Consider the following 15,972-nt stretch of genomic DNA (forward strand, 5'->3'; position numbering starts at 1 on the left):
CTTATGAGCAAAACAGTTTATCATACCCCTCTATGAATGCTGCATTTCCATACTCATGTTTCAAAAGATACTGTGTGTACGTCTCCTTATATTCCTGCATTCGGATAATTCCTTGCGCAATTTTTTTAGGGTTCATCTCTACAATCATACCTTCCTTTTCGTTCAGTTGATCGTGGACAGTTGTATAATTGGTAGCTACTATCGGCTTTCCAAGAATTTTGGCTTCATCCAATACAATAGATTTACCCTCATATCGGGATGGCTGTACCACTATATCTGCACAGTGAAGATACGGATAAGGATTTAACTTTGAACCAATAAAAAAAACACAATCCGCCACATCAGAATTGTTCGCCTGATCCAACAATTTTTCTTCTAATTCACCAGACCCAAGAATATACCATTTAAAGCGGAAACCTTGTTTCTTCATAATTGCTGCAGCCTCTATCGCCATGTCAAATCCCTTTTGTGGATGAAGTCTACCAATTGAGACCAAAATCGTTTGATCCCCAGAATATTCTTTTGGAATAAATTCATTTGCCATATTGCGAATTACACTGGATGTGGTTAAATTTGGCAATACAGATATTCGTTCTGACAATCTAGGGAAAGTATTGCGTAGCACATCTGCACACTTGTCCGATATAGTTACAATATCAGATAACATTTCAAAGTACGGCAAATCTATTTCTGCAGACAGTCCCGTTTTCGTGTACTCATTATGTACCCAACCAATTTTTTTCTTTGCATGAACTTTATCTACAAGATAGTAAATTGGCTCGCTATGTAAATATGCAATTGCTGTATCATACTCCTTTTCCATTTCTGGAATAATATGTCGGTAAAACAATCTCCAGCGATACTGTTTAGATTTCAATTCTTTTCCTCCAATTATTCGAGAAATCACCGTAGAAACCACTCTATATCCTACTTTAAAAAAGCCTGATTCTTTGACTTGTTGCTTTAGTCTGCTATTCGAATACATACTTTTTAGAATCTTCTGTTCGTCAGTAATAATGCGAGCTTCTTTTGGCACTTGCTTTAAAAACATCCCTTTATCCTGAAACAGAAGAAGGTCTACATCATATACCGAATAATCCATGAGCTGTAGCAAGTTCACTAGGCTACGTTCTGCGCCACCACTATTCAGATTACTCATCACAAATAATAAGCGTTTCTTCACTTCAATTCCTCCATAACTCGCAATACAGCTGCGACCCATTTCAAGTAGATCTTTTCTACAGAAAGTCGTTCCACGGTCTTATGTGCAGCATATCCGAGTTGTTTTCTCATATGCTCATCTCTACCTAACTCCAACAACTTATTTGCAAGAAAATCTACATCACCAATTTCGAACAAATATCCATTTTCCCCCTGCTCAATCAATTCACTTGGACCACTCACACAATCGCTGGATACACATGGCAACATTGCATACATCGCTTCGCACAAAACATTAGGAAATCCCTCATAATAAGAAGAAAGGACAAAGATACTTCCCTTACTCATGTCGTAGAAAGGTCGCTCTGTGCGTCCACACAGTATTGCTCGTCCCTGTAATCCCTGTTTTTCAATTTCGTTCTGCAATTCCTGCTGCATTTCTCCAATGCCATAGATTTTCAGTTTCCACCCATCCATTTTGTTAGAAACTTTTGCAAATGCACGAATCAGTGTAACAAAATCTTTCTGCGGTTCCAAACGCCCCATAGATACAATAATTTTTTCACGTTGCAGTTTTTCATTATTAACTTGCTTTTGCAACATATTAAAGTCCACGGGATTTTCAATTACAGTAATTTTTTTTTGTAGGTAAGATGGATAAAAAGATCTAATTTTTTCTGTCTGCACAAAAATCCCATCTGCCCGGCGATACAATTGGCAGCTAAGCCAAAACACCAATTTAGAATGCTCTTTCAGAGGATTGTTTCTATCGCAAACAATTACTTTTCGTTTTGTTCCAAATGCCGCCAATAATGTCAGCATATTGCATCTACTTAAGAATGAAATTGTAACACCTTTTCCATTGTCACGCACATATTTTCTAATAGTGAGAAAATCTTGCCAATTTTCACGAATTTTCCCCAACTTTGTATGATTTGCATGGATAACCGAAACACGCCCATCAATTTGATAAAATTGGGGGCGCTTATCCAACGTCAAAATAGAAACATCATTTTCATCCTGAGCAAAGCTCTTGGCTAAAATTGAAAGAACCTTTTCAGCTCCTCCGCCAGACAAACTACTAATTAAAAATTGAATTTTCATATTATCTCCATATATTCTTAAGCAAAACTTTCTTTTTAGCGTCTTGCCTCATACCAGCTGTATGCAACACAAACGGAAAGTTACCTTGATAATATTCTTCTATTGTTTTAACTGGTCTTGCAGGGACTCCACAAGCAACTGTATTGTCCGGTATGTTTTTTGTTACAACGGAACCACAGCCAATAATACAGTTGTTACCAATTGTGACACCAGGCATCACAATCGTATTCCATCCGATATGGACATTATTCCCTACATGAATTGCACCAAATTTGTCTGCATTTTTCATATCATCTTTGCACCGGCGCAGTACCCACATTCCGCCATCATGCGTACAAAATTTCACACCATTGGTAATTCTTACATGATCTCCAATAATAATCAGATATGGCTCGCTACCAAAATTCACATCACGATAAATCTCACAGTTAGTCCCTATTTTTACTCCACTCTTTTTTAAAAGATTTGTTCTCTTTGTACATCCTGCCAAACTCCACAGTACCTTAAATAATACCTGATTCATTTTGTAATTTTTCTCCCAAATAACCAATTAAATAGTTTTCTTAATCTCTCAGGAAAATGTCTCTTGTATAAACTATATCCTTTACATCATCCAAGCACGTATCATATCGGTTAGCAATAATTGCCTGACTTTGAGCTTTAAACTGTTCCAAATCATTTATCACCTTGCTCCCAAAGAACGTTTCTCCATCTTTCAATGTAGGTTCATAAATAATAACCGTTGCCCCCTTAGCCTTAATACGTTTCATGACTCCCTGAATAGAAGACTGGCGAAAATTATCGGAATTTGATTTCATTGTCAGACGATAAACACCCACTGTAACTTCTTTTTCCTTGTTTTTATTCCACTCATCATTTGCTTCATAGGATCCAGTTAACTCTAATACACGGTCTGCAATAAAATCCTTTCTAGTTCGGTTGGATTCAACAATGGCCTCTATCAGATTTTCAGGTACATTTTCATAGTTTGCTAGTAACTGTTTTGTATCCTTTGGCAAACAATAACCACCATATCCGAAAGATGGATTATTATAGTGTGTACCAATTCTAGGATCAAGGCAAACACCATTAATAATTTCTTGAGTGCTCAGACCTTTCATTTCAGCATAGGTATCCAATTCATTGAAATATGATACTCGTAAAGCAAGATATGTATTTGCAAATAATTTTACCGCTTCCGCTTCAGTAAACCCCATAAAGAGAGTATCAATATCTTCCTTAATAGCCCCTTCTTGGAGCAATTCTGCAAATATATGGGCTGCCTTTATCAGCCGTGCATTCTTTGTGTCTGTACCCACAATAATCCTAGATGGATGCAAATTATCATACAAAGCCTTTGATTCTCTAAGAAATTCCGGGCTAAAAATAATATTATCACAATGATATTTTTCTCGAATAGACGCAGTGAAACCTACAGGTATCGTAGATTTGATCACCATGATTGCATCAGGATTATACTTGATAACCAGCTGAATAACAGCTTCTACTGCAGATGTATCAAAAAAATTCTTTTTAGGATCGTAGTTGGTTGGCGCTGCAATTACTACAAAATCTGCGTCTTTATATGCCACTTCTGCATCCAAGGTAGCAGTTAAATCAAGTTCCTTTTCTGCCAGATATTTTTCAATATACTCATCCTGAATCGGGGTTTTTCTCTGATTAATCAACTCCACTTTTTCAGGAACAATATCCACTGCAATGACTTTATGATGCTGAGAGAGCAAAGTAGCAACACTCAACCCCACATAACCAGTACCAGCAACCGCAATTCTAAGTTCTTTAAATTCTCTCATTTTTATTTCCTCCATCACCTACTATAAGTTCACACTCATATAAAAATCTTTGTACCACTGCGCAAACTTCCGCAGTCCAGTACGCAGCGACGTGGATGGTCTAAATCCATAATCATGCTCTAATGCTTCCGTATCAGCATAGGTAATTGTAACATCACCAGGCTGCATAGGTACCAGTTGTTTATGTGCTTCAAAATTATAATCCTCTGGTAATACGCCAGCTCTAATCAACTCTTCTTGTAAAATTTGAATAAAATCCAACAGTTTTTCTGGTTGATTATTACCGATATTATAAACTGCATATGGAGGAATTGGGAGACCATCTTCTCCATTCTTCTTTTCCGGAGCCCCCTGCATAACACGGATAACTCCCTCTATAATATCGTCTATGTATGTAAAATCTCTTTTACAATTACCATAGTTAAAAATTTGAATAGTTTCCCCATTTAACAATTTATTTGTGAAATCAAAGTAAGCCATATCCGGACGGCCAGCAGGTCCATAAACTGTGAAAAAACGTAGGCCCGTTGATGGAATGTTATATAATTTAGAATATGCGTGTGCCATTAATTCATTACTCTTCTTGGTTGCTGCATACAAAGACACTGGATTATCTACTTTATCTGCTGTGGAGTATGGTACCTTTTTATTAGTACCGTACACACTGCTGGAGCTTGCATATACTAAATGTTCTACACCTTTTTCATCATTATCATAAGAATGGCGACACGCCTCCAAAATATTGTAAAAACCAACCAAATTAGATTCAATATATGCATCTGGATTCGTGATAGAGTAGCGGACTCCAGCCTGAGCCCCAAGGTTTACAACTACAGCAGGCCTATATTTCTCAAAAATAGCAGTGATTAAAGATTTATCTGCCAAATCACCTTTAATAAATACAAAATTAGAATTCTTAGAAAGTTCTTGTAAACGTGTTTCTTTCAGTCGCACATCATAGTAATCATTCATATTATCAACACCAACGACTTTCACATCATCGATATCTGCCAATAATCTTTTTACAAGATTTGAACCAATAAATCCTGCAGCACCTGTTACAAAAACCGTTTTATTTTTTAATTCTACATACTGCATAATTAACATCCTCTTTAACTCTCTAATAAATGTAAAGTTCCAATGTTTTATCAGTAACGTCATTCCAACTATACTTATTACAAATAAAATCCACTACTTTATTCCTATATTCTGCAACAATTTCAGGATGATCACAAAGCATCTGACTTTTTTTCTTAAGGTCATTAACATTAGACTTTTCAAAAATAACAGCCTTATCCTCCACCACTGCTACACATTCTTCAATATCAGAAACCAAACAACAATTCCCGTAGCTCATTGCTTCCAGTAAGCTCAATGGCATTCCTTCCAAATCTGAAGGAAGTATGTAGACATAAGCGTTACTGTAAAGTTCCTCCAATAGAACCCCCTGAACAAAACCGGTAAATAAAATTCGCTCATCGCCTTCTGCCATTTTTTCTAACTCTTTCATAAATCCATCGGTATCAGAAGCCCCCCCAGCAACAACCAGTTTTTTATCCGTTTTTACATTCTTAAACGATTCTACCAAATATCGAAGTCCCTTCTCCGGAACTATCCTTCCTAAAAATAAGAAATAGCCATCTTTCGTTAAGCCAAACTTCTCTTTTATAAGATTTGCTTCTCTACAAACTGGTTTATTTACCCCATTCGGAATAAAATGTGTTTCTCTACCATAGGTATCCAAAAAGTATCTTTGAACTCCAGTTGATAAAACAATAATTTCATCTGCATACTTTACCGCATTGCGTTCACCCTGATGAATAAACTTAGAACCGAATCCACTTTTCCACTTTTCGCGGGACCAGTCAAGTCCATGCACCGTCACAACTACTTTTTTTTGAAACAGCTTAGGAATCCAGCAAAAAAATGCTGGTCCCTCTGCATGAATATGTACCACATCATAATTTCCCAGAGCCGTGAAAAGTGCTGCGAAAAATGATGATGATACTGCTGCAAGCCCCTTCTTTTTAATCGTCGGAACAATTTTTAATCGAATTCCTTTATAATCCTTTGTTGCTTTTGTATCGTATCCAGCACCACTCACGTGATGTCCTGCTCTGCTATAGCAGGTGATTTGGTGTCCTATCTGAACCATTCTGGTACACAGTTCTTCCACAACAATTTCTATCCCCCCCTCACGAGAAGGAATTCTCTTGTGTCCGAACATTGCTATTTTTAAATTACTTTTCATAAAACTCCTTATCCCCCTCTTTACTCCGCCCCTCTATGCATCAGCACCACCAGCACCGTCTGTACCAGTATCCTGCAGTCCAGCCAGATGGACCAGTTATCGATATACTCCAGATCCAGTTTCACCACATCTTCAAAGTTCTGGATCTCGCTGCGGCCGCTGACCTGCCACATTCCTGTAATGCCTGGTTTCAGGCTCAGACGTCTTTTGTGGTGTTCCTCGTACTGCATAAATTCGTCCAGCGTGGGGGGTCTTGTTCCTACCAGGCTCATGTCGCCTTTAAGCACATTGAAAAACTGGGGGAACTCGTCGATGCTGGTTTTTCTTATGAATTTTCCTACCTTTGTGATTCTTGGATCATCCTTCATCTTGAACATGAGGCCGTCCATCTGGTTCTGGGCCATGAGCTCTTTTTTGCGCTCCTCGGCGTCCATGTACATAGAGCGGAATTTGTAGATGGAAAACTGGCGGCCATTGCGGCCGATGCGGGTCTGTTTAAAGATCACAGGCCCAGGTGATTCCAGATAAATAGCCGGCACTACGAATATAGACAAAACCAATGTGAACAGAATTCCTACCAAACCTCCTGCGATGTCCATGGCACGCTTTAAGAACAGTTCTACAGGCTCAAAGATCCGCGGACAGTAGGTCAGCACTCGGTAGACACCGAAATTTTCTATGGCCTTTTCTTTTTCATCCATACCGAAGGTATTGACAGTGATATGTACCACAATTCCCAGTGCCTCCAGGCGTCGGATCAGGTCATTTAGCTTCTCTCGGCACATAGTGGGAAGGCATAAGAGGGCCTCGTCTACTACTTCTTTTTTCAGGTATTCCGTCAGGCCGTCCGGATTGGACCAGAGGTAGCTTCCGTTTTCGTTACGGCCTACCTGGTTTAATTCTACCTTTCCGTGGACGTACATCACTGCAATCGCTGAAACATCGTAGTCATACAGATTGGCATTGACAACCTGGTTCATTACGTTTAATACATTGCTGTCACAGGCGCAGATTAACAGACGTTTTCTGTTTTCCGGTTTTCCGTAGTGCCGAAACAGAAGAGTCTTGATCATCAGACGTCCCAGGTACATGGTCAGCGTATTAAACAGGAAAAATAATATATAAAACTTGCGGGAAGAATTGTCCCCCAATTTGAATGCAAATAGAATGAATGTCAGAGCCATTACCATATAGAAGTTGTCGGTAATGACCACACGCAGCTCGTTCCAGTGGCTGCGCTTCATAATAGGCTTGTCCGGCTGGTAGAATAGCAAAACTACCAGATAAATGAAGAGCATAAGGACACAGCCGTACCAGTGCCCAAGCTGGAAACTTCCGGCGTCCAGGGAAGCGAATCGACCCAACAGAGCCATTATAAATGACAAAATGACTGCAATGCTGTCTGCCAACATATAAAAGGATCTGTTTCGGATCAGCATACCTTATTTCTCCTCATTATTGTAATGTTTCTTAAAAATCCCCTTCTCAATGGCTGCTACCAGGCCAAAACCTGCAGCCAGAAACAATAGCTCGTATGTAAGGATATCCCAGTGAAACTCTCCCTGAAATGGGGTTGTTCTTTGAATTACTGCACAGTTTCTGATCTGGAATGCGGACCAGACCATCACTGCCGCCATCAGAATTTCAACTATTTTTCTCATACCTGTAGATTTCATTGATCTCTCCCCTTTTCCTCTGCATTTTTTCTTAATCCGGGCTGCTTTGGGCAGCCCGGGATCAGCATAAGATAAGCGTTTATCAGCGCTTATAGATAACTGAGAACGTTCCGGAGTTCGGAATGGTCACATGGATCATCTTATTTGCTGCATCAATAGAAGTGGGTGTAAGCAGCTCCCACTTGGATGTCATGTTGTTGTAAAACAGTACCTGTACTGTTCCAAGACCCTCTACCAGATTTGGTACATACAGCGGCAAATCAGTCGCTCCTGTTTTCTCTACTCTGGTGCCTGCCTGATAGGTCATAACAGCTGTGGTTCCCACCAGGGCGTTGTAGCCGTTTAAGTCCAGACCCGTTCCAGCCTGAGTCAGGCTGTTTCCGCTATTGATGGCCTGAATAGAAGATACTACATCTTCCGGCAGGCCACTTACTGCACTGTCGCTTCCCTGTACGAACTCAATGCCCGTATCGCCTACAACTGCCTGGCCGCCGCTGTGGCTGGCAGTTCCGCCCTCAGTAGGGGATGTAACGCCACTTGCAGTTTGTCCGCCGGGTGTTGAGGATGCTGCGCTATTTCCTGTGCCGGATGAGGATGATCCGCCCGTTACCCGGTCAACACGCTCACCGATATCGTAGTCGTCATCGTCATCATCGCTTGGAATCACAACGCCGGTTCCTGGACTGTTTGCCGCAAATACGGATGCATACTGGGAAACGGCCAAAGCCGCTGCCATTGCAATCACTACTGCTTTTTTCTTCATGATGATTTACCTTTCCTTTCCTTTTGATGGCTTGTTCTATGCTTCAACCCTGTAAAACAGGTCTAGAACCATTTGTTTTGTGTGTTCCAAATCCGGATAGTATTCGTCATAAATCTTTGTCTCTACCCCTTTTCCCGGCAGAATCTGAATATCGTCTCCGCTTAACTGCTGACTGCTGTTTAAAAATGCCATACACATATCCAGGTACTGGTCTTTAGAAAGATTCGTTACCATATACGGCGCGGCTATGTCCAGGAGTTTAAGAGCCAGTCCGTCTTCTTTAACCGCCTTTTCTCTCATGGAAGCGGCATAGCCGGTGATGTAGCTTTCCTGACGCTGCAGACGTGTAATGGCGCTCTGGTTCTTTTTTGTATCGCGGTAACGCAGGAAGGCCTCTGCCTGGTCTCCCATAAGGGTGATGGAAGAACCTGACTTAAAATCTGGATCCCGACTTTCTAATTCTGGATCATCAATGGCAACAGTAACTCCTCCTACGGCATCGTTGAGCTTCGCCAGAGCTCCCATGCTGACTGCCATATATCCGTCGATCTTTAAACCGCCCAGAAGTTCCGTTACTGCCTCGCACATATACTGGCAGCTCTTTTCCCGGCCGTCACCGTAGGCGTAAGCCAATGTGAGGTGCTGAGTATCATAGCCGAGGATATTTCCACTTAAATCTGTCAGGGGAATACTTGTCATGGTATCACGGGGAATCGCCAGGATTCGGACCGTGTCTCTGATTGTGTCCTGGGCTACAAGGAAAATGCCGTCAGACTGTCCGCCGGCTCCTGCTACAGTTGTCTGGGTCAGCTCATCCCTGCGGTCGATTCCCATACACAGGAATGCTTTTATATAAGTGTTGCGGCGGTATGTTTTCCCCTCATACTCTACCCGATCCCGATTCTGGCCATAAAACGATTCTTCTGAAGGTAAGGTTTCCTTTGCCTGGCTGTTCCAGGCCTGATTCTCCTGAACCGCCAATTTTTTTTCCTGCCAGAGATTCCAGGTCACGGCTGCAAAGAGGATCACCAGCACCATGGCTGCTGTAATAAGAAATTCCCTTAAATAACTTCGGGAGAATCCGGTCTGTTTTTTACCGTTCTGTTTCACAGCTCACCCTTTCCCGCACAGAATCATAGCCAATACTTTCGTCTGTTCCATATTTGCTGTAATATTTCTTATAGTATTTCCCATAGTACTTCTTATAGTATCCGGCCCCATATTCGCCGCCTACCCGATTGAGCACCGTTCCCAGAATCCGGCAGCCGCTCTTCTCCAACTGTGTCTTCACCTTCTGAACCATGCGGTAGCTAATAGCTCCGCTCTCTACTACAATAACCGCCCCATCGCACTGGCTTGCGATAATGGCTCCGTCGATCAGATTCAGCATGGGAGGCGTATCGATGATAATATAGTCATAAATCTCTCTGGCGTTCTCCAGCATCCGCTTAAACAGCTCGTCTTCCAGAAGTTCCGCCGGATTAGGGGAGTAAGGGCCTGCAAGGATCAGGTCTACATTTTCCACATTGGTATGGTACGTAACCTCTCCCAGTTTTTTCTGACCGCTCAGGTACTGGGACAAGCCATTGGGGCGTCCGCTGATCTCGTGGCGCTTGACCAGTACGGATTTGCGGATATCGGCATCCACCAGAAGAACCTTTTTTCCAATACTTCCCAGAGAAGCGGCTACTGCTACCGTAGTAGCGCTTTTTCCTTCTCCAGACACGGTACTGGTAAAAAGAATCGTCTTTATGCTGCTGCCGCAGAACTGAAGATTGGTTCGCAGGGTCTTAACTGCCTCTGTATAGTAATAATCACTTCTCTCCGTATTCTTAAGTTCCAGTCGCATCTCCATCATTTATACCTCCCCTTTCTTACTATTCTTTTTCCTGCTTGTTCCCTTTTTCTCAACGTTCTTGTTCTCATCTGCGTCAGGGACGGAAGCAAGGACGGTAAGCCCCAGATATTTCTCCACATCCTCCTCCGTCTTAATGGTATCATTCATAATCACCTTTAAGCATATGATGCCACTAATCAATATTGCTGCTATCAGTCCGCCCATAATCGCATTCTTTTTGGTGTTGGGCGAACTTGGATATACCGCCGGAACACCTTCTTCGATGATCTTTGGAGGAACCATTTCCATAATATCGCCTATGTAGTTGGATGAGGTCTTTGCTACTTCCTCAGCCAGTGCCTGAGCCCGGATGGGATCCGTATCTGAAATAGTAATGGACAGCACTCTCGTATCCGTTGGATTTCCGATACTGATTTTGTTCTTTAATTCTTCAACAGACATATTCAGACCCTGATTCTCAATCACCTGCTCTAATACAGGGCGGCTGGTTACCAGCACGCTGTAATCTTTCGTCAGCTGGCTTCCAATCTGCAGATCGGCTAGAGAAGTCAGCGTTGTTTCTTTTGAGAGAACATATACCATAGCCGTAGACTTATATATGGGTGTCAATACCATTTTGCTGTAAAATCCCGCGCCAAGTCCGCCTACGATAACCCCCAGAAGAATCAGCCACAGCTTTTTCTTTAAGGCGCAGCACAGCTCTAATAAATCAATCTGTATCTCGTCATTCTCTTCATGTCTCTTTTCCATAATTTTACAATCCCTTTTCCCTGTTGTAGTAAATATGTTACAGCATCCTGTCTTTCAGTATAAATACCTGATTATTTCCAACGATCCCCTGTATCTGTGCCGGAGACAATCGTTTCGCCAAACATTCTGCCGCTGCCTCAAGCCGCGGAGGCCGATGGCCTATATTGTGCATATCCGATGCAAGAAAATGAATGCGGCCCTGCATAACCGCTCTTCGGCACCAGAAAGCAGTCTTATCAAGAATACCTCCCAAAATACTTCCCGCATTTGCCTGAAGGTAAGCTCCGCTATCAATCAGTTCCTCAACTCTGCTGTCTTCTCTGAGGCACCGATACCGTTCCGCATGAGCTATAATTGGAAAATAACCGGTCTGTACCAGTTCCCGTACTGCTCTCCATACCCGCTGGTAGCTGTCATTCGGCTGAAATTCCACCAACACATAACGGCTTCCTGCCAGTGACAGAGCCTTTCCCTGCTCAAGATAAATGGGAAGATCTTCAAAATAGAGGATTTCCTGCCCAAGACTGACCGTTAATTCGAGTCCGGCATTCTGTGCCAGCTTCTGCGCCTGATCCCTGAGGCTTACCAGCTTATCAATATCAACCCGACTTGAATAATGAGGCGTGGCAATCATATGTATGGTTCCCTGTGCATATGCCGTCTGCATCAGCTGCAAAGTATCCTTCCAGGTCCCTGCCCCATCGTCTACTCCTGGGAGAATATGTGTATGTATGTCAATTATCCTAAACATGGATGCTCCCTCTTATCCGCACACGTCTTTAAAGTCCCCTGTACGAAGGAGGAAGAGATGCCGCGGCTGTTTCCGTATACTGGTAGTATAATTGATTCAAATAGGGAAGCACTTCTTTTCCCCAGGCATAGCCCGGCATATAGTTGCCTAAAAAACTGTGTACAAATGCAGGGTTTCCTTCAATAAATTCATATAAATCGCAGGTAAAGCTGCCGGCATTGACAGCGTAGCTTCCGCGCTTTTTAATCAGTATATTTTCAATCCCCCAGTCCTTCAGGATCTTTTTGAGACGATAATATATAACCCTGAGATTGTTCTTTGCGATCTGCTCCGGCGACTGCTCATACAGCAGCCATGCCATCTGAGATAAAGATACGCTGCTGCCCCTTCTGTCAACAAGAATAGCCAGCATCTCTTTTGCTTTTTCACTGGAAAAATAAATCCGTTCTCTGTTCACAAATACGTCAAAGCCACCAAAGGTTTTGATAAAAATATCCATTTCCTCCCTCTGATTCATTGATCTTCTCCTGTAATTTTTATATTTTGTTTATAATTTCGTAAGATTTCTTTTAATACAATACAACATAGCTACTTTCATAACCGTTACAGATTTTTCCATTTTTGTCATTTTAAGTAGTTTTATTACATTTGTTGTATTTTTCCGTTTACATCTTATTTTTTATATTTAATTTTAATTAAACAAAAAAAGGAACTGCATTTTTCCTCTGCAGTTCCTCATGTTTACTAATTTTTTTGTGCATATCTTTCTATTATTCTATAATCAAACCGCAACAGATCCACCTCAGCATGGTTTCTCTGAATCGTCTTATGATTGATCTATAGAAGTATCTTTCCATTGTTTCATATACCCCCCCCCCCACCCGTTTTTTGTGCCTCTATTTCATCAAATTTTTGAATTAGATACGATAATGTAACCTCTGCCCAACTGTATTCAGGCATATATTCCCCCATAAAATACCGATCTTGCGACTTCTCCATCATATCCCAGGAATCGCATTCAACCATGTCACAGTTAATTGAATACATTCCCCGTCCTTTTTTTACAATGCCCTCTATTCCGCAGGACTCCAGTGTTTTTTTCAGCCGATGCCAGGCCATATGCACACTCTGCTTTGCAGCGGCATCTTCTTTATCCGATAAAAAATGAGCAAGCTGGGCAAGACTGACTTCTTTTCCTCCATGATCCACCAGAATCGCAAGAAGCTCCTTGGCTTTGCTGTTTGAAAAATAAATGGCCTTTCCTTTATAGTACAGATCAAACCCATCAAATGTTTTTATGTAAACCTTATTGCTTTCCTTTGAACTTATCTTTCTGTACATTTATCTTCCCCCTCGAAACCATTTCTACCCTTATATTAGCACCAAAAGATATATAGTTCCAGTAAAATATATGCTAAAAACCAAAAAACACAAAAAGATCCGCAAAGCCTGATATACAGTTTCTGCGGATCTTTTTCATTTCTGTTTTCGGTTTTAAGACATCGAAGGGAAACTTATTTTTCTCCCTTCAAATACTCATGGATTCCTCTTGCTCCGGCCTTTCCTGCCTCCATGGCCAGAATTACCGTAGCTGCACCTGTCACAGCATCGCCTCCGGCATATACGCCTTCCTTTGTGGTCTTGCCGTTGTTTTCATCAGCGATGATACACTTCCACTTGTTTGTCTCCAGCCCTTCTGTAGTGGATGAGATCAGCGGGTTGGGGGATGTTCCCAGGGACATGATGACCGTATCTACATCAATGGTGTAGTCCGATCCTTCTACCTCTACCGGTCTGCGGCGTCCGGAAGCATCGGGCTCGCCAAGCTCCATCCTGCGCACGACCATACCGGTTACCCAGTCATTTTCATCAGTCAGAATCTCTACCGGGTTGGTGAGAAGATCAAACTGTACTCCCTCCTCCTTTGCGTGGTGTACCTCTTCCACACGGGCGGGAAGCTCAGCCTCGCTTCTTCTGTATACGATGTGAACCTCAGCTCCCAGACGAAGTGCAGTTCTTGCCGCGTCCATGGCTACGTTTCCGCCGCCTACTACGGCTACCTTTTTGCCGAGGAAAATGGGGGTGTCATAGTCATCTCTGAAGGCCTTCATCAGGTTGCTTCTGGTCAGATATTCATTTGCGGAAAATACGCCGTTTGCATTTTCACCGGGGATACCCATGAACTTGGGAAGTCCTGCGCCGGAACCGATAAATACGGCCTTAAAGCCCTCTTCCTCCATCAGTTCGTCGATGGTGACAGACTTTCCGATGATCACATCCGTTTCAATCTTTACGCCCAGCTTCTTTACGTTTTCAATCTCAGGGCGCACAACCCTTGTCTTTGGCAAACGGAATTCAGGAATGCCATAGGTCAGTACGCCGCCAGCCTCGTGAAGGGCCTCAAAAATAGTTACCTCATAGCCCATCTTTGCCAGGTCTCCGGCGCAGGTCAGGCCAGAAGGACCGGAACCAATTACGGCAATTCGGATGCCGTTGGTTTTCTCTGGCTTTGCAGGAACAACACCGTTTTCTCTGGACCAGTCAGCCACAAAGCGCTCCAGCTTTCCGATGGAAACCGGCTCGCCCTTGATACCGCGGATACATTTTCCCTCGCACTGGCTTTCCTGAGGGCAGACGCGGCCGCAGACGGCGGGAAGGGCACTGGACTCTGCGATGGTCGCTGACGCTTCAGAGAATTTCCCCTCTTTGACCTCTGAAATGAATTTTGGAATATTGATGGATACAGGACAGCCCTTTACACACTGGGCGTTCCTGCAGTTTAAGCAGCGGGCTGCCTCCTCCTGCGCCTCTTCCTGTGTATAGCCAAGGCAGACCTCTTCAAAATTCGTGGCTCTTACCTTTGGCTCCTGCTCTCTGATCGGTACTCTTTTTAATACGTCCATTATTCTTCACCTCCGCAGTTTCCGCAGCCGCCATGATGGGTTGCGCCTTCCTGAAGCTTGAGCGCTGCTCTGCCTTCTTCTGTCTTATACATCTGCTGACGCTTCATTGCCTGGTCAAAGTCTACCAGATGGCCGTCAAATTCCGGTCCGTCTACACAGGCAAACTTCACTTCTCCTCCAACAGTCACGCGGCAGGCACCGCACATACCGGTTCCGTCTACCATAATGGGGTTTAAGCTGACAATGGTGGGGATTCCCAGCTCTTTTGTAAGCTTACATACGAATTTCATCATGATCATGGGGCCGATGGCTACGCAGACATCATACTTCCTGCCCTGGTTTTCCACCAGATCCTTAATGACCTCTGTTACCATGCCCTTGCGCTCGTAGGAGCCGTCATCGGTAGTCACATAGAGGTTTCCTGCAGCGGCACGCAGCTCGTCCTCCAGGATCAGCAGATCCTTTGTCTTGGATCCCTCGATGACATCCACATCAATTCCATGCTCACGCATCCATTTTACCTGGGGATATACGGGAGCGGAACCTACGCCTCCTGCCACGAAGAGGTATTTTCTCTTCTTTACTTCCTCGATATCTTCCTTTACAAACTCGGAAGGCTGTCCCAGGGGGCCTACGAAATCCTGGAAGTAATCCCCGGCCTTTAACTCTGCCATGCGCAGGGTAGATGCTCCTACTGTCTGGAATACGATGGTGACCAGTCCCTTTGCACGGTCAAAATCGCAGATGGTTAACGGGATACGCTCTCCCACCTCGTCAATCTTTACAATAACAAATTCTCCCGGCTGACAGGCTCTTGCCACTCTGGGCGCTTCTACGTCCATCAGATAAATCTTGTCCGCCAGGCACTCCGCCTTAACGATTTTGTACATGATTCTCCTCCTCATTTTTGCTTATGTGTCTCGGATCTGCCGGAACGCGAT

The 15,972-nt window shown here is 43.1% G+C and carries 17 protein-coding genes; all 17 read right to left on the reverse strand.

Annotated features, from left to right (window positions below; genetic code table 11):
- Position 1 precedes the first annotated feature (1 nt).
- On the reverse strand, positions 2–1,183 hold the full coding sequence (locus HW447_RS11430) for a glycosyltransferase (RefSeq protein ID WP_176255399.1): 1,182 nt from the start codon (positions 1,181–1,183) through the stop codon (positions 2–4).
- Entirely contained in the window at positions 1,180–2,265 is a 1,086-nt protein-coding gene (locus tag HW447_RS11435; RefSeq protein ID WP_176255400.1) for a glycosyltransferase family 4 protein, read from the reverse strand. The genes HW447_RS11430 and HW447_RS11435 overlap by 4 nt, the downstream gene beginning before the upstream one ends.
- A gap of 1 nt (position 2,266) precedes the next feature.
- A complete protein-coding gene (locus HW447_RS11440; RefSeq protein WP_176255401.1) occupies positions 2,267–2,788 on the reverse strand; it encodes an acyltransferase in 522 nt (173 codons plus the stop codon).
- Between the two features lie 40 nt (positions 2,789–2,828).
- Positions 2,829–4,079, reverse strand: coding sequence for a nucleotide sugar dehydrogenase (locus HW447_RS11445; RefSeq protein ID WP_176255402.1), 1,251 nt, complete (start codon positions 4,077–4,079; stop codon positions 2,829–2,831).
- A 21-nt stretch (positions 4,080–4,100) separates the two neighbouring features.
- Positions 4,101–5,177: an NAD-dependent epimerase/dehydratase family protein gene (locus HW447_RS11450; RefSeq protein ID WP_176255403.1), complete on the reverse strand. Its 1,077-nt coding sequence runs from the start codon at positions 5,175–5,177 to the stop codon at positions 4,101–4,103.
- Positions 5,178–5,199: 22 nt separating this feature from the next.
- Positions 5,200–6,330, reverse strand: a complete 1,131-nt coding sequence (locus HW447_RS11455; RefSeq protein ID WP_176255404.1) for a glycosyltransferase family 4 protein — start codon at positions 6,328–6,330, stop codon at positions 5,200–5,202.
- Between the two features lie 20 nt (positions 6,331–6,350).
- Positions 6,351–7,769, reverse strand: coding sequence for a sugar transferase (locus tag HW447_RS11460; RefSeq protein ID WP_176255405.1), 1,419 nt, complete (start codon positions 7,767–7,769; stop codon positions 6,351–6,353).
- A gap of 3 nt (positions 7,770–7,772) precedes the next feature.
- Complete coding sequence (locus HW447_RS11465; protein WP_176255406.1) at positions 7,773–8,006, reverse strand: hypothetical protein; 234 nt, start codon at positions 8,004–8,006, stop codon at positions 7,773–7,775.
- Positions 8,007–8,088: 82 nt separating this feature from the next.
- Complete coding sequence (locus HW447_RS11470) at positions 8,089–8,769, reverse strand: hypothetical protein (protein WP_176255407.1); 681 nt, start codon at positions 8,767–8,769, stop codon at positions 8,089–8,091.
- A gap of 36 nt (positions 8,770–8,805) precedes the next feature.
- Positions 8,806–9,879 carry an LCP family protein gene (locus HW447_RS11475; RefSeq protein ID WP_243176283.1) on the reverse strand — a complete coding sequence of 358 codons (1,074 nt, stop codon included), beginning with the start codon at positions 9,877–9,879 and terminating at the stop codon, positions 8,806–8,808.
- Positions 9,863–10,624 (reverse strand): CpsD/CapB family tyrosine-protein kinase, encoded by a 762-nt coding sequence (locus HW447_RS11480; RefSeq protein WP_176255511.1) that lies wholly within the window; start codon positions 10,622–10,624, stop codon positions 9,863–9,865. The genes HW447_RS11475 and HW447_RS11480 overlap by 17 nt, the downstream gene beginning before the upstream one ends.
- 3 nt (positions 10,625–10,627) lie before the next feature.
- Positions 10,628–11,377 (reverse strand): YveK family protein, encoded by a 750-nt coding sequence (locus tag HW447_RS11485; RefSeq protein WP_176255408.1) that lies wholly within the window; start codon positions 11,375–11,377, stop codon positions 10,628–10,630.
- Positions 11,378–11,414: 37 nt separating this feature from the next.
- Complete coding sequence (locus HW447_RS11490; RefSeq protein WP_176255409.1) at positions 11,415–12,128, reverse strand: CpsB/CapC family capsule biosynthesis tyrosine phosphatase; 714 nt, start codon at positions 12,126–12,128, stop codon at positions 11,415–11,417.
- 28 nt (positions 12,129–12,156) lie between these two features.
- Positions 12,157–12,645 carry an AfsR/SARP family transcriptional regulator gene (locus HW447_RS11495; protein ID WP_176255410.1) on the reverse strand — a complete coding sequence of 163 codons (489 nt, stop codon included), beginning with the start codon at positions 12,643–12,645 and terminating at the stop codon, positions 12,157–12,159.
- A gap of 344 nt (positions 12,646–12,989) precedes the next feature.
- A complete protein-coding gene (locus tag HW447_RS11500; protein WP_176255411.1) occupies positions 12,990–13,469 on the reverse strand; it encodes a helix-turn-helix domain-containing protein in 480 nt (159 codons plus the stop codon).
- A 173-nt stretch (positions 13,470–13,642) separates the two neighbouring features.
- Positions 13,643–15,031, reverse strand: a complete 1,389-nt coding sequence (gltA, locus tag HW447_RS11505; protein ID WP_176255412.1) for an NADPH-dependent glutamate synthase — start codon at positions 15,029–15,031, stop codon at positions 13,643–13,645.
- Entirely contained in the window at positions 15,031–15,921 is an 891-nt protein-coding gene (locus HW447_RS11510; RefSeq protein ID WP_176255413.1) for a sulfide/dihydroorotate dehydrogenase-like FAD/NAD-binding protein, read from the reverse strand. Before HW447_RS11510 ends, gltA begins: the two co-directional genes overlap by 1 nt.
- Positions 15,922–15,972 lie beyond the last annotated feature (51 nt).

The sequence above is a fragment of the Enterocloster alcoholdehydrogenati genome (genome assembly GCF_013282095.1).
GTDB classification, from domain to species: Bacteria; Bacillota; Clostridia; order Lachnospirales; family Lachnospiraceae; genus Enterocloster; species Enterocloster alcoholdehydrogenati.